This window comes from Thermopolyspora sp. NPDC052614 (assembly GCF_040678635.1).
Classification (GTDB): domain Bacteria; phylum Actinomycetota; class Actinomycetes; order Streptosporangiales; family Streptosporangiaceae; genus Thermopolyspora.
The window spans coordinates 122,786-144,719 of sequence record NZ_JBFATZ010000011.1 but is presented as its reverse complement, the minus strand read 5'-3'; the positions used below and the strand labels follow the sequence as shown (position 1 = coordinate 144,719).

Genomic DNA, 21,934 nt, shown 5'->3' with positions numbered 1-21,934 from the left:
GCGGCCCCCGCGAGCGGCGGTTTACAGGCCGACGACGGCGTACAGGTCGCCGATCTCCGTGACCGTCAGCGAACGGATCGTACCGGGCTTCAACCGCCCCAGCTTCACCGGCCCGAACTCTATTCGGGCCAGGTCGATGACCCGGTGGCCGGCCTTCTCCATCATCCGCCGGACGATGTGCTTGCGGCCCTCGTGCAGCACGATCTCCACCAGCGCCTGGCGGGCGTGCTCCTGGACGACCTTGAAGTCGTCGGCCCTGGCGAGGCCGTCGTCGAGCTCGATGCCCTGCTTGAGACGGCGGGCCAGATCGCGCGGGATGGGGCCGGGGACCTTCGCCCAGTACTTCTTCAGCACGCCGTAGCTGGGGTGGGTCAGCCGGTGGGCCAGCTCGCCGTCGTTGGTGAGGATGAGCAGGCCCTCGGTCTCGGTGTCCAGCCGTCCCACGTGGAACAGCCGCTTCGGCAGGTCGGCGACGTAGTCGGCGAGCGACGGCCGCCCCTCCGGGTCGGACATCGTGCTGATCACGCCGATCGGCTTGTTGATGGCGTAGTAGACCAGGTCGGGTGCGGTCGGGATGCGCTTGCCGTCCACCCGGATGACCTGCCGGGCCGGATCGACCCGCGCGCCGAAGCGGCGCACCACCTGGCCGTCCACGGTGACGCGGCCCTCGCCGATCATCTCCTCGCAGGCGCGGCGGCTGGCCACGCCCGCCCCCGCCAGGACCTTCTGCAGCCGGACGCCGTCGGGCACCTCGGTGGTGTCCCGCTCGTCGGTGTAACCGGCGGGGAAGATGTCGGCGTCCCTGCGCGGCTGGGCCGCGCCTTTGAACGGGCGCTCATCGAGCCGCCGCCCGCTCTGTCCCCTGTACGGCGTGCCGTCGCGGTCGCCCGCGCGGTCCCGGAAGGGCGTGTCGCGGTCGGACGAGCGGCCGTAGCGGGCCCTCGAAAGGCCGGGACGCGCCGCGCGGAAGCCGTCACGCCGCCCGGTCACGCCGCCCCGGCGATCGCCGACGCCGCCGATGGTCCGCACCTCGTCGGCGGGACCGTCCCAGTCGTCCCAGCCGCCCCGGCGGTCCCTGCCGTCGCGGCGGTCGCGGCCGTCGCGGCGGTCGCGGCCGTCGCGGCCGAACTCACGCCGGTCGTCGCGCCCGGCGTCCCGCCTCGTGCGGTCCCGGCCGCCACGGTCCCGTCCTGTTACGTCCCGGTCGGCGCGGGTCCGCGCGTCGCCGCCCCAGGAGTCGCCCCGGCCCCGTGCGCCGCCGGACCGCCCGCCGGTTGAGCCTGCGCGCGGGCCGCCCGCCGCGCCGGAGAAGCCGCCACGACGCTCGCCTCCCGCACCGCCACGACGCTCGCCTCCCGCACCGCCCCGGCGCTCGCCGCCGGCGCCGGACCGGGGGTTGGCCCGTGTTCCGCCGCGGGACGCGCGCGGAACCTCGCCGCGCTCGCCGCGGGATTCGACGGGGGCGTCGCGTCGTGATCCGCCGCGCTGGTCGCCGCCACGGCCGCCGCTGCGACCGGTGCCGCGACCTCGACCGCGTCCATCACCGGACGGGGTACCACGCCTGTTGTTCACTACTTCTGCTCCTCAAGGCCTTCGATGTCGTCGGGGAGGAACGGGGCGAGCTCGGGAAGCTCGCCCAGGTCGCGCAGACCCAGCCTCTCCAGGAAGTAACTCGTTGTGCGGTACAGCACGGCCTGCGTCTCCGGGTCGGTCCCGGCCTCCTCGACCAGGCCGCGGGCCACCAGGGTGCGCATCACGCCGTCGCTGTTGACCCCTCGTACGGCCGAGACGCGGGCCCGGCTGACGGGCTGACGGTAGGCCACCACCGCGAGGGTCTCCAGCGCCGCCTGGGTCAGCCGCGTCTGCTGGCCGTCCCGGACGAAACGCTCCACGAAGGGCGCGCACTCGGCGCGCGTGTAGAAGCGCCAGCCGCCCGCGACCTCCCGCAGGTCAAAACCCCTCCCGGCGGCCGTGTATTCCGCCGCCAGTTCGCGCAGGGCCGCCGCCACCTCGCCGGTGGGCCGCTCCAGCACCTGAGCGAGCGTCACCTCGGCGACCGGTTCGTCCACGACCAGCAGGATCGCCTCCAGCTCCGCGTGCAACCCGGGCTCGCCGCCGGGGCCCCGGGACGGGTGGGGGGTCTGTGGTTCGGGGGCGCTCACGCCCGTGGCGGAACCGTCAGTCATCGGCAGCCTCTTCGCCTTCCGCGGCGGGGGTCGAGTCGGTGGCGGGGGCGGCGGGCTCGTCGTAGTCGTCGGTCACCGCCACGTCGCCGTCGTCGGTGCCCGTCCAGATCACGTGCAGGTCTCCGAGCGGTTCGAGCTGCTCGAAGGAGACGGCCGCCTCGCGGTACAGCTCCAGGACGGCGAGGAAACGCGCGACGATTTCGAACGTGCCCTCGCAGTCGGAGATCAGGGCGCGGAAGGTGGCCTTGCGCACCCGCCTGAGCCGCTCCACCAGAATAGCGGCCTGTTCGCGCACGCTGGCCAGCGGTTGGTAGATGTGCGTGGTGGAGACCGTCGGCGGTTTCTTCGGCGTGAAGGCACGCGCGGCGATCTTCGCCAGCCCCTCCGGGCCGACGCCGAGCACGAGTTCGGGCAGCAGCCCGGCGAACCGCGGCTCCATGGGCACCAGCCGGGGGAAGCGCAGCGCCTCCTCGGCCATGCGCCCGGAGAACACCTTCGCGACCTCCTTGTACGCCCGGTACTGCAGCAGCCGGGCGAACAGCAGGTCGCGGGCCTCCAGCAGGGCGAGGTCCTCCTCGTCCTCCACCTCGCCGCTGGGCAGCAGCCGGGCGGCCTTCAGGTCGAGCAGCGTGGCGGCGACGAGCAGGAAGTGACTGGTCTGGTCCAGGTCCCACTCCGGGCCGCGGGAGCGGATGTACGCGATGAACTCGTCGGTGACCTGGTGCAGGGAGACCTCGGTGATGTCCAGCTTGTGCTTGGAGATCAGGTTCAGCAGCAGGTCGAACGGCCCCTCGAAGACCTCCAGGTGCACCTGGAAGCCCTCCGGCGCCGGTGCGTTCTCCTGCTGCTCGACCTGCTTGACCACCCGCCCATTGTCCCGCACGTACGCGACCGCCCGGCCCCCAAGCCGGGACCGCGCCGCGGCTACTCGCGCCGGGGCCAGCGGGCGAGCAGCTCCCTGGCGAGCTCGCGGTAGGCGGTGGCGCCCATCGAGGCCGGGTCGAACTGGGTGATCGGCTCGCCGGCGAGGGTGGCGTCGGGGAAGCGCACCGTACGGTTGATCACCGTGTGGAAGACCTTGTCGCCGAAGCCCTGCATGATCGTCTGCAGGACCTCGCGGGCGTGCAGCGTACGCGGGTCGTACATGGTGGCGAGCAGGCCGTCGATGACCAGGTCCTTGTTGAGGCGCTCCTGCACCTTGGTGATCGACTCCATCAGCAGCGCGACGCCGCGCAGCGCGAAGAACTCGCACTCCAGCGGAACGATCACACTGTGCGCGCAGGTGAGCGCGTTGACGGTGAGCAGGCCCAGCGAGGGCTGGCAGTCGATCAGGCAGATGTCGTAGTGCGGCAGCAGCGGCTCAAGCGCCCGGCCCAGGGCGAACTCGCGGGCCACCTCGTTGACCAGCCGGATCTCCGCGCCGGACAGGAAGATGTTGCTGGGCAGCAGGTCCATGCCCTCGACGCTGGTCTCCAGCAGCACGTGGTCGGTGGTGACGTCCGCCTCCTCCATCAGGAGGTCGTAGACCGTCGTCTCCAGCGGCCGGGGGTCGATGCCCAGCCCCACCGACAGGGCCCCCTGCGGGTCGAAGTCGACCAGCAGGACCTTCTGGCCGCACTCGGCGAGCGCGGCGCCCAGGTTGATGGTGGTGGTCGTCTTGCCGACGCCGCCCTTCTGGTTGACCATGGCGACCACTCGGGCCGGGCCGTGGGTCGTGGGCGGCACCGGCTCCGGGAAGACCGGACGCGGCCGCCCCGTGGGCCCAAGGACCTGGCCGGAGGCGTCAGCCCAGGACCCCTCGGGGGTGGTCCCCAGGGGGCTTGCGTGGGTCGTCGTCGTTGTCACCAGATGAACCTCCCTGACAGCCCCGAAACGGACCGTCCGGACGGACACTATGGGGTCAGCATCTATGCGGCAAGGCGACTCGCCCGGTAACGCCGAAGTTCGACGCACGGTCAAGGACGGCCGCGGGGGTGCGCGGCCGCGTAGGCGTCCCGTAGCTTGTCGACCGCCACCAAAGTGTAGACCTGCGTCGTGGTCACCGAGGCGTGACCGAGAAGTTCCTGGACAACTCTGACATCCGCGCCACCGTCCAGCAGGTGCGCCGCGAACGAGTGCCGCAGCATGTGCGGGGAGACGCCGTCGAGGCCGGCGCGCTCGGCCGCCGCCTGAAGCACCTCCCAGGCGCCCTGCCGGGTGAGCCGCCCGCCCCTGGCGTTGAGGAAGAGCGCGTGGGTGCCGTGCCCGTGCGCGGCGATCTGCGGGCGTGCGCGGGCCAGGTAGGCGCGCAGGGCGTCGCCCGCGTAGCGGCCGAGCGGCACCTGGCGGGTCCGCCCGCCCTTGCCGCGCAGCCGTACCCGTTCCACTCCCCCGCCGCACGCGGCGCACGGATCCGCTCCCTCGCCCTCGCCGCGACGGGCAAGGTCGTGGCACGCGGCGCACTCGCCCGGTGCGGCTCGGCGGTCGCCTCCGGCGTGGTCCCCCTGCCCGGCAGTCCCGGCGTGCTCTTCCCGCCCCGCGGACGCGCCGCCGCCGTCCTGCCCGCCGACCGCCGACCGGCCTGCGAGCGGGAACCCCTCGTACGGCCCGCCGAGATCGACGTCCTCGACGGTGAGCCCGACCGCCTCGGAGATCCGGGCGCCGGTGCCGTACAGGACCTCAAGCAGCGCCCGGTTGCGCAGCGTCAGCGGCGCGCCCTCGGGCCCGGAGGCGGCGATGAGCCGCTCCACGTCGCCGACGCCGATCGCCTTGGGCAGCCTTCGGAGCCGCCGGGGCGGGCGCACCTGACCGGCCGGGTCGTGCGCGGCGACCCCCTCCCGTACGGCGAAGCGGTGCAGCCCGCGCACCGCCGACACCGCCCTGGCCGCCGAGCCGGCCCCGAGGGCGGGGTGGCGCTCGTCCCCCTCGCGCAGCGCGTCGAGGAACGCCACCACGTCGCACTCGGCGACCTCGGCGATCGTGCGCCGTCCCCGCCCCTGCAGGTGCTCCAGGTAACGCCGCAGGTCACGCCGGTAGGACGCGAGCGTGTTGGCGGCCAGGCCACGCTCGGTGGCCAGGTGGGCGAGGTAGCCCGCCAGCACGGCGTCGGTGTCGGCGTGAGGACTCAGGGCGTCGAACCTCCCGTCATGCCCGTGGCATGGAATCATGCCCCGGCACGGGCCTGCCCCGCGGGCGTCATTCCATGCGGGTCATGCCTCCGGGGCGTCGGCGGGACGCAGGGCGGCGAAACCGCCGAGCGAAGCGGCGTACGCGGCGAGAATACCCGCCACCGCCGGGAGATTGTGGATCTTACCGGACAACGCCTTGGCGACGGCGTCGCGCAGCGGCACCCACACCACCGGCATGCCGATCTCCTCGTGCCGGGGCACGTGGTCGATCTCCTCCTCGGGAATCCTCGCCAGGTCCCTGGCGAGGAAGATCCGGATCCGCTCGTCGGACGCGCCGGGCGTGGTGTAGGTGTCCAGCAGCGTGTGCCAGGTGGCCGCCCGGTAACCGGCCTCCTCGGCCAGCTCGCGGGCCGCGTTGTCGACCAGCGGCTCGCCGGGCACGTCGCGGAGCCCGGCCGGCAGCTCCCACAGCAGCCGCCGGGTGGGGTGCCGGTACTGGCGCAGCAGCAGCACGCGTTCGGCGTCGTCGAGGGCGACGACGGCCACCGAGCCGGGGTGCAGCACGTAGTCGCGGTCGGCGACCTCGCCGCCGGGCATGCTCACGCTGTCGGTGCGTACGGAGATCACCCGGGCCCGAAAGCGGTCCTTGGCGGACACCACCTCCCACGCCTCGGGCACGTCGACGACGTCGTCCGGGGTCAGCTCGCCGGGCAGGCCGGACACGGCGGTCATCCCCGCCCCGCCTTCACCTCGGCCTCACGTACCTCCGCGTACGCCAGGGCCGCGCCGACCAGCCCGCGGAACAGCGGGTGCGGGCGGGTGGGCCGGGACCGGAACTCGGGGTGGGCCTGGGTGCCGATGAAGAACGGATGCTGGTCGGGCGGCAGCTCGGCGTACTCGACCAGGCGGCCGTCCGGCGACAGGCCGGAGAAGACCATGCCGATCTTCTCCAGCGTCTCGCGGTAGGCGTTGTTCACCTCGTACCGGTGCCGGTGCCGCTCCTCCACGCGGGCCATGCCGTACAGCTGCCGGGCGAGCGTGCCCTCGCCGAGTTTGGCGGGGTAGAGGCCGAGGCGCATGGTGCCGCCCATGTCGCGTTCCCCGGCGACGACGTCCTTCTGGTCGGCCATCGTGGAGATGACGGGGTGGGCGGACTCGGGGTCGAACTCGGTGCTGTTGGCCCCCTCGACGCCGGCGAGGTTGCGGGCCGCCTCGATGACCATGCACTGCATGCCGAGGCAGATGCCGAGCAGCGGGATCTTGTTCTCCCGGGCGTGCCGGATCGCGCCGACCTTGCCCTCGATGCCGCGCACGCCGAAGCCGCCGGGGATGAGCACCCCGTCGACGCCGTCGAGCTCGCGGGCCGCGCCCTCGGGGGTCTCGCAGTCGTCGCTCTTGACCCAGCGGATGTTGACCCGGGCGTCGGCGGCGAACCCGCCCGCGCGCAGCGCCTCGGTGACCGACAGGTAGGCGTCGGGCAGGTCGATGTACTTGCCGACCAGCGCGATCGTGACCTCGTCGGCGGGACGGTGCACGCGGCGCAGCAGCTCGTCCCACTCCTTCCAGCCGACGTCGCGGAACGGCAGGCCGAGGCGGCGCACCACGTACGCGTCGAGGCCCTCGGCGTGCAGCACCTTGGGGATGTCGTAGATGCTGGCGGCGTCGACGGCGGAGACGACGGCGTCCTCGTCCACGTCGCACATGAGGCTGATCTTGCGCTTGAGGCCCTGGGTGATCGGGCGGTCCGAGCGGCACACGATCGCGTCGGGCTGGATGCCGATGCTGCGCAGCGCGGCCACCGAGTGCTGGGTGGGCTTGGTCTTCAGCTCCCCGCTCGGGCCGATGTACGGCAGCAGCGACACGTGCAGGAAGAACACGTTGTCGCGGCCCACCTCGTGGCGGACCTGGCGCACGGCCTCCAGGAACGGCAGCGACTCGATGTCGCCGACGGTGCCGCCGACCTCGGTGATCACCACGTCCACCTCGGGGCCCGCCATGGCCCGGATGCGCTCCTTGATCTCGTTGGTGATGTGCGGGATCACCTGGACGGTGTCCCCCAGGTACTCGCCGCGCCGCTCCTTGGCGATCACGTTGGAGTACACCTGGCCGGTGGTGACGTTGGCCGAGCCGTGCAGCTCGGTGTCGAGGAAGCGCTCGTAGTGGCCGATGTCCAGGTCGGTCTCGGCGCCGTCGTTGGTGACGAACACCTCGCCGTGCTGGAACGGGTTCATCGTTCCCGGATCGACGTTGAGGTACGGGTCGAGCTTCTGCATCGTCACCCGCAGGCCCCGAAGCTTGAGCAGCCGGCCGAGACTGGAGGCCGTGAGGCCCTTGCCCAGACTGGAGGCTACGCCGCCGGTCACGAACAGATGCTTGGTGTTTGCGGCGCTGCGCACTTGGGCTCCCGTGGTCCGAAGTCTGGCGGCCGGTCGGTCTGACTCAGCGCCCTGTCCACGGGCTCTCAGGTTATCAAAGCCTGTCCGTGAAGTGCCGTGACAGTGACGACGGATACGACAAATCGGATGAATCAGTAGACGCCCACGATATGCGGACGTTCCGACTTTACTAACCACAGGGTAACTTGTGCCGTTATGTCACTCCGTGCTGCCTTGCGCCGTGCCACGGGCCGCCTGATCCACAGAGGCTGGGCCGCCGTGCGCGCGGCGGGGGCCATCACCCCGGCCAGCCCCGGCGGATACCGGTTCCGCGTGCTCGGGGACGGCGCCTGCATCGCCTTTCCCGTCGGCGCGATCTTCGGGGAGGAGTGGATCGAGATCGGCGCCCATACCCTCGTCGGCGAGCGCGTCTCGCTGTCGGCCGGCATGGGGCCGGGCCTCGACCTCGGGCCCGATCCGATCGTCCGCATCGGCGGAGGCTGCTCGATCGGCCGCGGCAGCCACATCGTGGGCCACCAGTCCATCGAGATCGGCGACCATGTGTTCACCGGGCCGTACGTCTACATCACCGACCAGAACCACGTCTACGACGATCCCGAGCAGCCCATCGGCCGCCAGTGGCCGCGCAACAGCCCCGTGTCGATCGGCTCGGGCTCCTGGCTCGGCACCGGCGCGATCATCCTGCCCGGCACCCGGATCGGCCGCCAGTCGGTCGTCGCCGGGGGCGCGGTCGTCCGCGGCCATTTTCCCGACCACTCGGTCCTCGCGGGGGTTCCCGCCCGGGTGGTCCGCACCTACACCCCGCAGGAGGGCTGGCACCGGCCCGGCGCGGCCTCGCGAACGCCCTCGGCCTCCGTCGCGCCGTCGGGCTCGGACGCACCGCCCGGGCCGCAGGGGTCCTCGATCCCGCCCGAGGTCCTGGACTCGCTCATCGCCGCCCAGCCGGCCCGCGCCCCTGGACCGAATGACGTTCTAACGGATACGGTCACACCATGCGGACCGACGTCTCTGCGAGATTCGGGGTCGAGTTCCCCCTCTTCGCCTTCAGCCACTGCCGCGACGTCGTCGCAGCGGTCACCAACGCGGGCGGCTTCGGCGTCCTCGGGGCCATCGCCTACTCGGCCGAGGACCTCGACACCGAGCTGAGCTGGATCGACCGGCAGGTGGGCGGGCGGCCGTACGGGGTGGACGTGCTGGTGCCCGGGAAGATCGACGAATCGGCGCGGGGCGACGCCGCCCGCATCCTCGACGCGATCCCCGCGGCGCACCGCGACTTCGTGGCGCACCTGTTCGCCAAGTACGGCGTGCCGGGCGAGGTGCCCGGCCTGTCCCCGGAGGGCGGCGACGCGGGCGAGATCGGGCAGCGGGTCACCGCCGAGGGCGCCACCGCCCTCATCGACGTCGCGCTGAAGCACCCGATCGGCCTCATCGCCAGCGCGCTCGGCCCGCCGCCGCCGATCATGGTGGAGAAGGCGCGGGCCGCCGGGGTGCCGGTCGCCGCCCTCGTCGGGACCGTCGAGCACGCCCGCCGCCAGGTCGCCGCAGGGGTGGATCTGATCGTCGCCCAGGGCTCGGAGGCCGGCGGCCACACCGGCGAGATCTCCACCATGGTCCTGGTCCCCCAGGTGGTGGACGCGGTCGCGCCGATCCCCGTGCTCGCCGCGGGCGGCATCGCCACCGGCCGCCAGATGGCCGCCGCCCTCGCCCTGGGCGCGTCCGGCGTCTGGTGCGGCTCGGTCTGGCTCACCACCGAGGAGGCCGAGACGGACCCGGTCGTCAAGCGCAAGATGCTCGCCGCGACCTCCCGGGACACCGTCCGCTCCCGCTCCCGCACCGGCAAGCCCGCCCGCCAGCTCCGCTCGGCCTGGACGACGGAGTGGGACGAGTCCCCCGAAAGCCCCGGCTCCCTGCCCATGCCCCTGCAACTGCTCCTGGCGGAGGGGGTCATGGGCCGCATCATCCAGGCCGCCGAAGCCGGCAACCCGGGCGCCCAGGAACTCGCCAACTACTTCGTCGGCCAGGTCGTGGGCCAGCTGAACCAGATCAAACCCGCCCGCCAGGTCGTCTACGACATGATCGAGGAGTTCGCCGAGACGATCGAACGCCTGGAACGCCTCACCTCCGACTGACCGCCCGGGAGCCCGGAGACAGGCACGCCCGACTCCGGCGCGACGTGGAGCCCGCGGCACGGCCGGATCGCGTCAGTGCACGCCGGCCTCGCGCATGTCGCGGAGCTCGCGCTTGAGTTCCTTGATCTCGTCGCGGAGGCGGGCGGCGACCTCGAACTGCAGGTCGGCCGCGGCCTGGTGCATCTGCTCGGTGAGGGACTCGATCAGGGACTCGAGCTGGGCGCGGGGCATCTCGCCGGCGATGGCCTTGGCGTGGCGGCCCGCGGCCGGGCCGTTGCGGCCGACGCCGCCGCCGGGGACCGGGGCCTTGCCGCGGCTCTGCTGGCGGCCGCCGCCGAGGAGCTGCTCGGTGTCGGCGTCCTCGCGGGCGAGCTGGTCGAGGATGTCGGCGATGCGCTTGCGCAGCGGCTGCGGGTCGATGCCGTTGGCCTCGTTGTAGGCGATCTGCTTGGCGCGGCGGCGGTTGGTCTCGTCGATGGCGCGCTGCATCGACGGGGTGACCGTGTCCGCGTACATGTGCACCTGGCCGGAGACGTTGCGGGCGGCGCGGCCGATCGTCTGGATGAGGGAGGTCTCCGAGCGCAGGAAGCCCTCCTTGTCGGCGTCGAGGATGCTCACCAGCGACACCTCGGGCAGGTCGAGGCCCTCGCGCAGCAGGTTGATGCCGACGAGCACGTCGAACTCGCCCATGCGCAGCTCGCGCAGCAGCTCGATGCGGCGCAGCGTGTCCACCTCGCTGTGCAGGTAGCGCACCCGGATGCCGAGCTCGAGCAGGTAGTCGGTGAGATCCTCGGCCATCTTCTTGGTGAGCGTGGTGACCAGGACGCGCTCGTCGCGCTCGGCCCGCTCGCGGATCTCGTGCACCAGGTCGTCGATCTGGCCCTTGGTCGGCTTGACCACGACCTCGGGATCGACCAGGCCGGTCGGCCGAATCACCTGCTCGACCACGTCGCCGCCGACGCGCCCCAGCTCGTACGGCCCCGGCGTGGCCGACAGGTAGACGGTCTGGCCGATGCGCTCCAGGAACTCCTCCCACTTCAGCGGCCGGTTGTCCATCGCGCTCGGCAGCCGGAAGCCGTGCTCGACCAGCACCCGCTTGCGGGAGGCGTCGCCCTCGTACATGGCGCCGATCTGCGGGACCGTCTGGTGCGACTCGTCGAGCACGAGGAGGAAGTCCTCGGGGAAGTAGTCGAGCAGGGTGTTGGGCGCGGTGCCGGGGCCGCGGCCGTCGATGTGCCGCGAGTAGTTCTCGATGCCCGAGCAGGTGCCGACCTGGCGCATCATCTCGATGTCGTAGGCGGTGCGCATGCGCAGCCGCTGCGCCTCCAGCAGCCTGCCCTGCCGCTCCAGCTCCGCGAGCCGCTCGGCCAGCTCGGTTTCGATGTCGCGGATCGCCCGCTCCATGCGCTCGGGGCCGGCGACGTAGTGCGAGGCGGGGAAGATGTACAGCTCCTCGTCCTCGCTGAGCACCTCGCCGGTGAGCGGGTGCAGCGTGGCGAGCTTCTCGATCTCGTCGCCGAACATCTCGATGCGGACGGCGAGCTCCTCGTACTGCGGGATGACCTCGATCGTGTCGCCCCGCACCCGGAAGGTGCCGCGGGTGAACGACAGGTCGTTGCGCGCGTACTGCATGTCGACCAGGCGGCGCAGCAGCGCGTCGCGCTCGATCTCCTGGCCGACCCGCAGCCGGACCATGCGGTCGACGTACTCCTGCGGGGTGCCCAGGCCGTAGATGCACGAGACGGAGGCGACCACGACCGTGTCGCGGCGGGTGAGCAGCGAGTTGGTCGCCGAGTGGCGCAGCCGGTCCACCTCGTCGTTGATCGAGGAGTCCTTCTCGATGTAGGTGTCGGTCTGCGGGACGTACGCCTCGGGCTGGTAGTAGTCGTAGTAGGAGACGAAATACTCCACCGCGTTGTCGGGGAGCATCTGCCGCAGCTCGTTGGCGAACTGCGCGGCGAGCGTCTTGTTCGGCTGCATGACCAGGACCGGGCGCTGCAGCCGCTCGATCAGCCAGGCGATGGTCGCGGTCTTGCCCGTGCCCGTGGCGCCGAGCAGCACGCAGTCCTTCTCGCCCGCCTTGATGCGACGCTCCAGCTCGGCGATCGCGGCGGGCTGGTCGCCGGACGGGGTCATGTCGGTGACGACCGTGAAGGGCGCCACCTTTCGCTGCAGATCTGTTACCGGCCTCACGTCTCCCAACCTACGCTCTCCGGCCGACAATTCTCGCCCCGGCGGCAGGGCGCCCCACGCGAGCGATCACCATACGCGAGCGCCGTGCGACCGAATTGTGAACGCGCACCGATACGGTACGAGTCCCTCCAGCGAACGAATCGAGGATGCGATGGCAACACCGCGACAGGAGGTCGCGCGACGGGCGAGGGCCGTCGCCCAGGGGGCGGCGCAGACGATCGCCCAGGGCGGCGACCCGCGCCAGGCCGTCCTGCAGGCCGCCGCCCAGTACGCGGGCGGCGGCGACGCCGACGGCGGCGGCCAGGAGCCGGCGTTCCGGCTCGACCCCGGCGACTTCGGCGCGGCCCGCCAGCAGGGCGCGTCGGTGGGCACCCGGATCGAGGCGCACACGGCCCCACTCGACGAGGCCGGCGAGATCATCAACCGCAGTTTCCAGGCGCAGGGCCCGGGCGGCGAGCCGATCCACGTCATCTCCCCCGTGATCATCCCCAAGGGGCAGACGGCGCGGCTGGTGCTGCCCCTGCTCGTGCTCGCCGCGCTCGGCGTCGCCGGGCTGCTGGCGACCGGGCTGCCCGACGGCGCGCGCGTGCTGTTCGGGCCGCACTACTGGGCCGTCCTGGTGCTGGCCGCCGCGTTCCTGTGGTGGCGGCGCGGCGTGGTCATGGTGCCCGAGGGCTGCAAGGCGCTGATCACGAAGTTCGGCAAGCTCGTGCAGATCGCCGAGCCGGGCCGGGTGACGCTGTTCAACCCGTGGAAGCGGGTCAGCTACGTGGTCAACACCACCCGCGAGTTCCCGTTCAACGCGCCCATCCGCGAGGCGCCCACCCAGCAGGGCGTCAAGGCCTCGGTCGACTTGTTCCTGCAGTTCCGCATCGAGGACCCGGCCGAGTTCATCTTCGTGCTCGGCTCGGTGAGCGGCTTCCAGGCCAAGCTGCAGAACGCGGTCAGCGAGGTCACCCGCAGCCTCATCTACGCCCAGCGCGCCGAGGACATCTACGACCTGGTGGGCGAGAGCACCCAGGACATGCTGGAGAGCCTCAACCAGCAGTTCCTGCCCGCCGTACGGCTCACCAACGTCAACATCACGCACGCCGAGCCGTCCAGCCAGGAGTACCGCATGGACCTGGCGGCCCCCGAGATGGTGCGGGTCGCCAAGGAGGCCTACACCTACGAGTACGAGCTGCAGCTGCGCAAGGAGCAGAACGAGGGCGACCTCACCAAGGAGCGCGCCGGGCTGCAGGAGACGCTGTCGGCGATCCAGGCCGACATCGCCGGCTACCAGGCGCAGATGGACACCGCGCTGGAGCGCGAGTCGAACAAGGCCAAGGCGCAGGCCGCGCAGCGCATGGTCGAGGCCGAGAGCACGGCCAAGGCGAACGCGGCGCTGCTTGAGGCGCAGGCGCTGGACATCCGGGCGCTGAGCGCGGCCGAGGCGCCGGAGATCCTCAACTACCGCTTCCAGCAGGACGTGCTGGACCGGCTGGAGAGCGTCGCGGCGCAGCTGCCGCAGGTGGTCCAGGTCGGGCAGGCGGACGCGGTCAACTTCCTGACGATCGCGCAGGAGCTGATCGGCGGCGCCGAGGCGGCGCTGTTCTCCGACGCCGACATGGCCGCGATCCGCGCCCGGCTGGACGAGATCGGCCGGCGGGTGGCCGAACGCGAGGCGGAGGTGGCCCGGTTGCTCGGCGAGGACGCCCCGCCGGTCAGGAACGAGGTGCAGGCATGAGCAAGGAATTCTCCAAGATCAAGGAGTCGCTGGCGAGCTGGTCGGAGATCCGGCAGCTGCTGCGCGGCGGCGAGCAGGGGCAGCTCGTCCCGGTCGTCATCCCCAAGGACCGGCGCGGGTTCGCCTGGGTGGCGCTGCTGCTGCTGGCCGTCTACCTGGCCGGTACGGCGGCGCTCGCCGGCGGCGGCCCGATCTCGGGGCTCGCCGCGGTCGGGGCGGTGGTCGCGCTGCTGGTCGCGCTCGTGTGGCTGTGGCGCCGGGCGATCATCGAGATCGAGGAGGGCACCACCGGCGTGCGCAGCCGGTGGGGCGCGATCACCGGCACGCTCTCCCCCGGCCGCCACTACCTGTGGCTGCCCTGGGACCGGGTGGACGCGGTCGTGGACACCTCCACCGAGATCCCGTACACCGCGCCGATCACGGCCTGCCCGACGGCCGAGGACGTGCCGCTGAAGTCGATCGAGTTCTTCCTGAAGTTCCGCATCGTCGACCCGGTGGCGTTCGTGCGCACGATCGGCGCGGGCAACTTCGACCTGGTGCTGTCCAGCGCCGTGCAGGACGCGATCCGGCAGCGGGGCCGCCAGGTCACCACCGAGCGGGCCTACGACCTGCGCGGCTCCGACGTCGGCGACATGCAGGAGGCGCTCAACCGCCAGCTCGGCCGGTACGGCGTCCGCATCACCGGCGCCAACATCCCCGACGTGCAGTTGCCCGACCAGTACCAGCAGCACCTGTCCACCCGGGAGAAGGTGGCCAAGGAGCTGGCGGCGTACGAGCGGGAGTGGGAGCTGACCCGCAAGCGGCGCATCGACACGCTGCTGATGGAGATCGAGCGGGCGAAGAAGACCCGCGACGCGCGCATCGTCGAGGTGAAGGCGTCGCACAACACCGCGCGCAAGGACGTGGCGCGCATGCTGGAGGAGCAGGAGACCGAGGCGCAGCGGGTGCGCTGGGAGATCGAGGCGCGCGGCCGGGCCGAGCTCACCGCCGCCGAGAACGAGGCCAAGGCGCTGCGCCGGCTCGCCGAGTCCTACCGCGACAACCGGGCGGTGCTCCAGTACGAGCTGGCCCGCCGCCGCCTGGACGTGGGCGCCAAGCTGGCCGAGAGCGCGCCGCAGCCGGTCGTCGTGCGCACCTCCGGCGGCGACACCTCGGCCCTGTCGACGATGCTGCTGGCCCAGTATCTTCCGCAGCTCGCCCGGAACGGCGGGGTGGGGCGTGCGCACGCGAACGGCCACCACGGGTCCGAGTCGGAGTGAGCCGCGTCCCTCGCGCAGAGTCCGCCCCCCACGATTCAGCGCGCATGGTTCCACGCGCATAGTCCACCCGCATAGTCCACCCGCATAGTCCACGCCCATAGTTCACGCGCCCCGCGGTCGAGCACCGCGGGGCGCTTGTTTTTCCCCGGTTCCCTTCTCAGGGATGGCGCGGAGAAGTCAGGGCGATCCCCGATGGTCCGCGCGTGCGCGGTCGACCAGTCTGGACGCGAGGTCCCCAACCGACCCGGCCTGGCCCGACCCGGCCGTGCCCGGCCCGGCCCGGCCCGCCGATCGGACCGCTGACGTTCTCCCGCCGGACGCCTCAGAGCGGCTCCTCCGGTCATTCGCGCATGTCTTCATATTCCGGAAAGGAGCCGTATGTCGGTATTCGTCGCCGCGGCGGTCGCGCTGCTGGGCTCGGTCTTCTTCGCCCTCGGCGCGGCTCTGCAGCAGTTCGAGGCCGTCTCGGCGCCCGATGCGGGCCTGACGCGGTCGCTCGTCCTGCTGCTGCGCCGCCCCCGGTGGCTGATCGGCGGGGCCGCGATCGCCTTCGGCGGGGCGCTGCACATCGTCGCGCTGAGCCTGGGTCCGCTCACCGTCGTCCAGCCGATGGGGGTGGCGAGCATGCTGTTCGCCCTGCCGATCGCCACCGCGTTGCGCGGCCGTACGATCGCGCGGGGCGAGCTCGCCGCGGCCTTGGCGGTGAGTGCGGGCCTGGTCGGCCTGGTGCTGCTCGTCCCCGAGCCCGCCGGGGCGCCGGCGCCGCGCCTGAGCGACGCCGGGGCGGCCGGGCTGCTGCTCGGCGCGGCGGCCGTCGCGCTGGTGTGCCGGCTCGCCTCCGCCACCGCCGCGCCCGCCCTGCGGTCGGGACTGATGGCGGCGGGGGCGGGCATCCTGTACGGCGCGACGGCGTCGCTGATCCGGGTCACGGTGGCGGAGGGGTTCGACCGGCCGTGGCTCCTGCTCGCGGTCCTGCCGCCCGCGCTCGCGGCCCTCGCCATGCTGCAGGGCGCCTACGCGACGGGGCACTTCCCGGTGGCCTACGCCTCGGTGCAGATGGCCGACCCGCTGACCGCGGTCGCCTGCGGCGCGCTGCTGCTCGGCGAGCCCCTCCCCCGGGACGGGGCGGCGGCGGTCCTGGCCGTCGCCGCCGCGGCCGTCGCCGCCGCCGGCATCGCGGTCCTCGCCCGCTCCAGTCCGCTGCTCCCGAACGATCACCCGCCTGCCCGCCGCGATCGGCGGTCCTGCCCTCGCACATGCGCCGATCACCCCCTTCCCTCTTCGTCTCAGGAGTCCTCATGGTCACCTCCCTGTCCCGCTCCGCCGACACCCGGGCCTCCGACGGCGCGCCGCGCCGGGTACTGATCGCGGCCGACACATTCCCCCCGGACGTGAACGGCGCGGCGTACTTCACCGTCCGGCTCGCGACCGGCCTCGCCGCGCGCGGCAACGAGGTGCACGTGGTGTGCCAGTCCGACGACGGCCCGCCCGGGACCGGCACCGTGGACGGGGTGGTCGTGCACCGGCTGAGGTCCGTCTCGCTGCTGGTCCACCCGACCATGCGCACGGCCGTGCCCGCCGGGGTGGGCCGGGCGCTCGACCGGCTGATCGCCGAGGTGCGGCCCGGCGTCGTCCACGCGCAGGGGCACTTCACGATCGGCCGCGGCGCCGTGGCGGCGGCCGGGCGCGCGGGCGTGCCGGCGGTGGCGACCAACCACTTCATGCCGGAGAACTTCTTCCAGTACGCCCCCGTCGGGTCGCGGCTGCGCACGGCGGCGAGCAGGATCGCCTGGCGCGACCTCGGGCGGGTGTTCGCGCGGGCCGCCCACGTGACCACGCCCACCCCGATCGCCGCCGAGCTGCTGCGCCGTGCGGTGGCCGGGCCGGTCGAGGCGATCTCCTGCGGCATCGACCTGCGGCGGTTCGCCCCCGCGTCCGAGCCGCCCTCGTGGATCCGCAAGCGCTTGGAGCTCCCCGACCGCGACAGCCTGCTGTTCGTCGGCCGCCTGGATGAGGAGAAGCGGCTGGAGGAGCTCATCGCGGCGCTGCCGCACCTGCCCGGCGCGCAGGCGCTGCTCGCGGGCATGGGCGCGCGCCGCGCCAAGCTGGAGCGTCTGGCCGAGCGCCTCGGCGTCGCCGACCGGGTGCTGTTCCTCGGCTTCGTGCCCGACGCCGACCTGCCCCGCCTGTACGGCGCCGCCGACGTCTTCGTCATGCCGGGCGTCGCCGAGCTGCAGAGCATCGCCACCCTGGAGGCGATGGCGAGCGGCCTGCCGGTGGTGGCCGCCGACGCGATGGCCCTGCCCCACCTGGTGCACCCCGGCCGCAACGGCATGCTCTACCGCCCCGGCGACGTGCCGGAGCTCGCCGGTCACCTGGCCACGCTGCTGGCCTCCCCCGGCCTGCGTGCCGAGATGGGCGAGGCGGGCCGCGCGATCGCCGCCGAGCACGACCACCACCGCTCCCTCGATCGTTTCGAGGCCGTCTACGCCGAGCTGACCACCCGCAGCGGTCGCGCCGCCGCGGGCCGGTGAGTCACCCGCCTGGACCCGTGGCACCGTCGAGATCGGCGCGCGGCTTGAGCCGCCGCTCGGAAAAAGAGGCTAGGCGGTGGGCCGGCCCGCGCGGGCGGTCAGGTCCCGCCAGACCTCGTCGGCGCGGGCCTGGAGATCGTCCAGGGTGCCCTCGTTGACGATGACGATGTCGGCGATCTTGAGGCGGTCCTCGCGGCTCGCCTGGGCGGCGATGCGGGCCTTGGCGTCGGCCTCGGACATGCCGCGCAGGTGGGTGAGGCGGTGGAGGCGGATCTCGTCGGAGGCGTCCACGACGATCACGACGTCGTACATCGCGGCGAGGTTGTTCTCGGCCAGCAGCGGGACGTCGTAGACGACGACCGCGTCGGCGGGGGCCGCCTCCTGCAGTTCGGCCACGCGTGCCCCGACCAGGGGGTGGACGATGCCGTTGAGCGCGGCCAGCCGCTGCTTGTCGGCGAAGACGATGGAGCCGAGGCGTTCGCGGTTCAGCGAGCCGTCCTCGTGCAGCACCTCGGGGCCGAACTCGGCGACGACGCGTTCCAGGCCGGCGGTGCCCGGCTCGACGACCTCTCGGGCGATTGTGTCGGCGTCGATCACGATCGCGCCGTGGGCGGAGAGGCGTGTGGAGACCTCGCTCTTGCCCGAGCCGATGCCTCCGGTGAGCCCGACCTTCAACGCCGCCACCGGCACCTCCCTTTCCCGGTTTGTCCGACCGTTTCCGATGATGCCCGATCCATCAGGTGGGGCGCTTCTTGCGGAGGTGGACGAGGTTCAGATGCTCGTGTACGCGCTCGCGGCGGGTCTCGCGGTATCCGAGGCGGCGGTACAGGCGGAGGTTGCCTTCGGACAGGTGGCCGGTGAACAGGGAGAACTCCTCGGCCTCCGGCGGCGCCTCGGCCTCCAGGGCGGTCATCAGGGCGGTGCCGACGCCGCGGCCCTGCCGGTCGGGGGCCACGACGAGGCGGCCCACCAGGCAGGTGCGGTCCTGCATCTGACCGCGTACGGCGCCGACGATGCGGGTGCCGTCGAGCGCCTTGAGCACGAGCGCCGAGGCGACGACCTCGCGCAACCGCTCCAGCGATTCGATCAAGGGGGCGATGAAGGGGTCGCCGTACAACTGGGCCTCGGTGACGTAGGCGGCGCGTTGCACGGTCAGGATCTCGCCGGCGTCGCAGGGTTCGGCCCGGGCGATTCGTATCACCGGATCACTGTAGTGCCCTGGTCGGAGCGCCCGCAGGCGGGGTGACGGCGGAAAAGGGAGCGGGGCCCGCCGGAGATTCCGGCGGACCCCGCCGCGTGACCAGGGTCCGGCCGTCGGGCCGGGCGTCGGGCCCGGCGGCCGGGTGGGGTCAGCTCTGGCCGCCCGCGAGCTTCTCGCGCAGGGCCGCGAGCGCCTCGTCGGAGGCGAGGGCGCCGGACCCGCCCGACGGCTGGCCCGACGGCTGCGACTCGCCCGAGTAGGAGGACGGCGCCTCCGCCTCGGCCTCGGCCTTGCGGGCCTCCTCGACCTGGCGCTTGTGGGCCTCGAAGCGGGCCTGGGCCTCGGCGTACTGCCGCTCCCACTCCTCGCGCTGCTTCTCGAAGCCCTCGAGCCACTCGCCGGTGTCGGGGTCGAAGCCCTCGGGGTACTTGTAGTTGCCGTGCTCGTCGTACTCGGCCGCCATGCCGTAGAGGGTGGGGTCGAACTCGACGTCCGCGCCGATGGCGCCCTCGTTCGCCTGCTTCAGCGACAGGGAGATGCGGCGGCGGTCCAGGTCGATGTCGATGATCTTGACGAAGATCTCGTCGCCGACCTGCACGACCTGCTCGGGGATCTCCACGTGGCGCTCGGCCAGCTCGGAGATGTGGACCAGGCCCTCGATGCCCTCCTCGACCCGGACGAACGCGCCGAACGGCACCAGCTTGGTGACCCGGCCGGGCACGACCTGGCCGATCTGGTGGGTGCGGGCGAACTGCTGCCAGGGGTCCTCCTGCGTCGCCTTGAGCGACAGCGAGACCCGCTCGCGCTCCATGTCGACGTCGAGGACCTCGACCGTGACCTCCTGGCCGACCTCGACGACCTCGGAGGGGTGGTCGATGTGCTTCCAGGACAGCTCGGACACGTGCACCAGACCGTCGACGCCGCCGAGGTCGACGAACGCGCCGAAGTTGACGATCGAGGACACGACGCCCTTGCGGACCTGACCCTTCTGCAGGGTGTTGAGGAACGTCTGGCGCACCTCGGACTGGGTCTGCTCCAGCCAGGCGCGGCGGGACAGGACCACGTTGTTGCGGTTCTTGTCCAGCTCGATGATCTTCGCTTCGAGCTCGCGGCCGACGTACGGCTGCAGGTCGCGGACGCGGCGCATCTCGACCAGGGACGCCGGCAGGAAGCCGCGCAGCCCGATGTCGAGGATGAGGCCGCCCTTGACGACCTCGATCACGGTGCCGGTGACGATGCCGTCCTCGTCCTTGATCTTCTCGATGGTGCCCCAGGCGCGCTCGTACTGGGCGCGCTTCTTGGACAGGATGAGGCGGCCTTCCTTGTCCTCCTTCTGGAGGACCAGGGCCTCGACGTGCTCGCCGACCTCTACGACCTCGGCCGGGTCGACATCGTGCTTGATCGAGAGTTCACGCGAGGGGATGACGCCCTCGGTCTTGTAGCCGATGTCGAGCAAGACCTCGTCTCGATCGACCTTGACGACGGTGCCCTCGACGATGTCGCCGTCGTTGAAGTACTTGATGGTCTCGTCGATCGCGGCGAGGAAGGCCTCCTCGGAACCGATGTCATTGACCGCTACCTGCGGGGTGCTCGAGGTGGCCTCGGTGCTGCTCGTCATGTGTGGAATTGCTCCGAACGCGGACAGGGTGTCGATGTGGCGGACGCGCAGCGGACCCTTTTCGTTCAGCCGAGGAATGGATCGATTCTGACCCTGGTCGTCAGCGACCGAGCGCGAACCCGCTCCGTCCGAGGCACGCGCGAGCCCACAGCGCAGCGATCAGCATATGCAACCATCATGGGCGCGGTCAATCCGAGCTCCCCCCGGGAGCCCTCGGCTCGGCTAATAGGCCACGACTCGCTTGGCGAGTTTTTCCCTGATATTACCCTGTAGCTTCTTCGGTATGGAGATGTGATCCGGATCACCGTCTGAGGTGTATCGCCGCGAAGGGTGCGCGCTCAGCCATCCCAGCCAGTACGTCGAGCACCATCGGCGACACTCGCCCCCCTTGCCGTTGGACTGGATCCGCGGGATCCGATACGGCGCGAAGTCCGTGGAATACGGCGATGCGGCCGGTTCGGCCCCCGCCAGGAACACGCCGGAGAAATCATAGCGCGTGCCCTTCCAGGACCCGCGGTGGGCGACCCGCTGGTTCTTCCTCTTGGGCAGGCTCCCGTACGGCAGCGCCAGCGTGACCGACGGAGGCGCGCCGCGCCGGGTCAGCAGCCGTTCCTGCCGGGCGATCTCCTCCCCGATGCGCTTGCGGGACAGCCGCCGCAGATCGGGGTGCCGGTAGGTGTGATTGGCCACCTCGAAGCCGTTGCGCACCAGCCAGGTCACCGCGTGCTCCTGGGCGATCGGATCCTTCAGGCCGAAGGGCTCCCGGTTGATCCAGAACGTCGCCACCGGCCGAAAGCCGGGATGCCTGCGGGCGACGTCCAGCAGCACGCCGGCGGCGGTGCGGCCCGCCGGGCGCCCGGCGGCGTCGAAGGCGAAGTGGCCGGGCGAGCCGTCGTCGAAGGTGAGCACCACCGGATGGGCTCCGGCCGGGATGTCGATTCTGCCGGTGACGTACTCGGCGGCGGTGATCGGGACGTAGCCCTCCCGGGCGAGCCTCTCCAGCTCCTTGCGCAACTGGCCGGGAGTGCGGTCGAGCGACGACCAGCGCTTGGCCGTGATCCGGTGGTACATGAGCACGGGGACCAGGCCGAGTTCGTTCGCCTTGGCCGCACGTGCCGACTCCTTGGTGGCCGTGACGTGCCCGGCCGGCGCGACCGCCGGATCCTCCGCGCCGTTCCCCCGGGGCTGTTGACCGCGGGGCCCTTGAACGGTCTTCTGGGGGGCGTGCCCGGGCCGCACCTCGGTCCGGTCGTCGTGCCCGGTCACTCGCTGGAAGACGAACAGTGCGATGATCATCAGCGCGACGTTCGCGATCGCGACCCCACGCGGCAACCCCGCGCGACTCCGCACTCGTCTCCTTTCGGTTGGCTGCGCAGCAACCAACCTTAGACCTGACGCGGCCCCAACCCGGGGTAAACGTAAAGGCTGGGTAATTTCTCACCAAATCGGCGGCAGCAGGGCGCGTCAGGGCACGGATGACGGCCGGAGAGAGCTCGTCCGGCAGCCTGCGCAGGAGCTCGGGGGTCGCGGATGTGAACGCCGCCCTGGCCGCCTGCGACGGCTCTTGGGGCAGGCCGGCGTCTCG

17 protein-coding genes and 1 pseudogene are annotated in these 21,934 nt (G+C 72.0%); 6 read left to right on the top strand and 12 right to left on the bottom strand.

Annotated elements, in window-relative coordinates; translation table 11 throughout:
* Positions 1-21 precede the first annotated feature (21 nt).
* The 7 genes from AB0K60_RS23650 to AB0K60_RS23620 form a co-directional block, all read right to left on the bottom strand.
* Complete coding sequence (locus AB0K60_RS23650; protein WP_364058792.1) at positions 22-1,572, bottom strand: pseudouridine synthase; 1,551 nt, start codon at positions 1,570-1,572, stop codon at positions 22-24.
* Positions 1,572-2,186, bottom strand: a complete 615-nt coding sequence (gene scpB, locus AB0K60_RS23645; RefSeq protein WP_364058789.1) for an SMC-Scp complex subunit ScpB — start codon at positions 2,184-2,186, stop codon at positions 1,572-1,574. Before scpB ends, AB0K60_RS23650 begins: the two co-directional genes overlap by 1 nt.
* Positions 2,179-3,051, bottom strand: coding sequence for a segregation/condensation protein A (locus AB0K60_RS23640; protein WP_364058786.1), 873 nt, complete (start codon positions 3,049-3,051; stop codon positions 2,179-2,181). The genes scpB and AB0K60_RS23640 overlap by 8 nt, the downstream gene beginning before the upstream one ends.
* A 59-nt stretch (positions 3,052-3,110) precedes the next feature.
* The gene (locus AB0K60_RS23635) at positions 3,111-3,911 is read right to left on the bottom strand and encodes an AAA family ATPase (protein WP_364059146.1); all 801 of its coding nucleotides are present in this window, start codon (positions 3,909-3,911) and stop codon (positions 3,111-3,113) included.
* Between the two features lie 230 nt (positions 3,912-4,141).
* Complete coding sequence (locus tag AB0K60_RS23630) at positions 4,142-5,332, bottom strand: site-specific tyrosine recombinase XerD (RefSeq protein ID WP_364058783.1); 1,191 nt, start codon at positions 5,330-5,332, stop codon at positions 4,142-4,144.
* A gap of 42 nt (positions 5,333-5,374) precedes the next feature.
* Positions 5,375-6,025, bottom strand: a complete 651-nt coding sequence (locus AB0K60_RS23625; RefSeq protein ID WP_364058780.1) for an NUDIX hydrolase — start codon at positions 6,023-6,025, stop codon at positions 5,375-5,377.
* A complete protein-coding gene (locus tag AB0K60_RS23620) occupies positions 6,022-7,689 on the bottom strand; it encodes a CTP synthase (RefSeq protein ID WP_364058777.1) in 1,668 nt (555 codons plus the stop codon). Before AB0K60_RS23620 ends, AB0K60_RS23625 begins: the two co-directional genes overlap by 4 nt.
* 195 nt (positions 7,690-7,884) lie before the next feature.
* Between AB0K60_RS23620 and AB0K60_RS23615 the strand changes: the two are divergent.
* Together AB0K60_RS23615 and AB0K60_RS23610 are read left to right on the top strand one after the other, a co-directional pair.
* Positions 7,885-8,505 (top strand): annotated as a pseudogene (locus AB0K60_RS23615) (acyltransferase); the annotation flags it as partial.
* A 176-nt stretch (positions 8,506-8,681) separates the two neighbouring features.
* Complete coding sequence (locus AB0K60_RS23610; RefSeq protein WP_364058774.1) at positions 8,682-9,818, top strand: nitronate monooxygenase family protein; 1,137 nt, start codon at positions 8,682-8,684, stop codon at positions 9,816-9,818.
* 72 nt (positions 9,819-9,890) lie between these two features.
* Here AB0K60_RS23610 and uvrB read toward each other — a convergent pair whose 3' ends face one another.
* Positions 9,891-12,011, bottom strand: coding sequence for an excinuclease ABC subunit UvrB (gene uvrB / locus AB0K60_RS23605; protein WP_364058771.1), 2,121 nt, complete (start codon positions 12,009-12,011; stop codon positions 9,891-9,893).
* A 151-nt stretch (positions 12,012-12,162) separates the two neighbouring features.
* On the opposite strand from uvrB, the gene AB0K60_RS23600 reads away from it, so the two are divergent.
* The 4 genes from AB0K60_RS23600 (at position 12,163) to AB0K60_RS23585 (ending at position 17,530) form a co-directional block, all read left to right on the top strand.
* Positions 12,163-13,737: an SPFH domain-containing protein gene (locus AB0K60_RS23600; protein ID WP_364058768.1), complete on the top strand. Its 1,575-nt coding sequence runs from the start codon at positions 12,163-12,165 to the stop codon at positions 13,735-13,737.
* On the top strand, positions 13,734-14,996 hold the full coding sequence (locus AB0K60_RS23595) for an SPFH domain-containing protein (RefSeq protein ID WP_364058765.1): 1,263 nt from the start codon (positions 13,734-13,736) through the stop codon (positions 14,994-14,996). The genes AB0K60_RS23600 and AB0K60_RS23595 overlap by 4 nt, the downstream gene beginning before the upstream one ends.
* Positions 14,997-15,374: 378 nt before the next feature.
* Positions 15,375-16,361 (top strand): DMT family transporter, encoded by a 987-nt coding sequence (locus tag AB0K60_RS23590; RefSeq protein ID WP_364058762.1) that lies wholly within the window; start codon positions 15,375-15,377, stop codon positions 16,359-16,361.
* Positions 16,295-17,530 (top strand): glycosyltransferase, encoded by a 1,236-nt coding sequence (locus AB0K60_RS23585; protein ID WP_364058759.1) that lies wholly within the window; start codon positions 16,295-16,297, stop codon positions 17,528-17,530. Before AB0K60_RS23590 ends, AB0K60_RS23585 begins: the two co-directional genes overlap by 67 nt.
* Positions 17,531-17,599: 69 nt before the next feature.
* Here the strand turns inward: AB0K60_RS23585 and coaE are convergent, their stop codons facing one another.
* The 4 genes from coaE to AB0K60_RS23565 form a co-directional block, all read right to left on the bottom strand.
* Positions 17,600-18,214, bottom strand: coding sequence for a dephospho-CoA kinase (gene coaE, locus AB0K60_RS23580; protein ID WP_364058756.1), 615 nt, complete (start codon positions 18,212-18,214; stop codon positions 17,600-17,602).
* A 52-nt stretch (positions 18,215-18,266) separates the two neighbouring features.
* A complete protein-coding gene (locus AB0K60_RS23575) occupies positions 18,267-18,731 on the bottom strand; it encodes a GNAT family N-acetyltransferase (protein ID WP_364058753.1) in 465 nt (154 codons plus the stop codon).
* Between the two features lie 148 nt (positions 18,732-18,879).
* Positions 18,880-20,349: a 30S ribosomal protein S1 gene (gene rpsA, locus AB0K60_RS23570; RefSeq protein WP_364058750.1), complete on the bottom strand. Its 1,470-nt coding sequence runs from the start codon at positions 20,347-20,349 to the stop codon at positions 18,880-18,882.
* Positions 20,350-20,571: 222 nt separating this feature from the next.
* Complete coding sequence (locus tag AB0K60_RS23565) at positions 20,572-21,699, bottom strand: polysaccharide deacetylase family protein (RefSeq protein WP_364058747.1); 1,128 nt, start codon at positions 21,697-21,699, stop codon at positions 20,572-20,574.
* Positions 21,700-21,934: the final 235 nt, after the last annotated feature.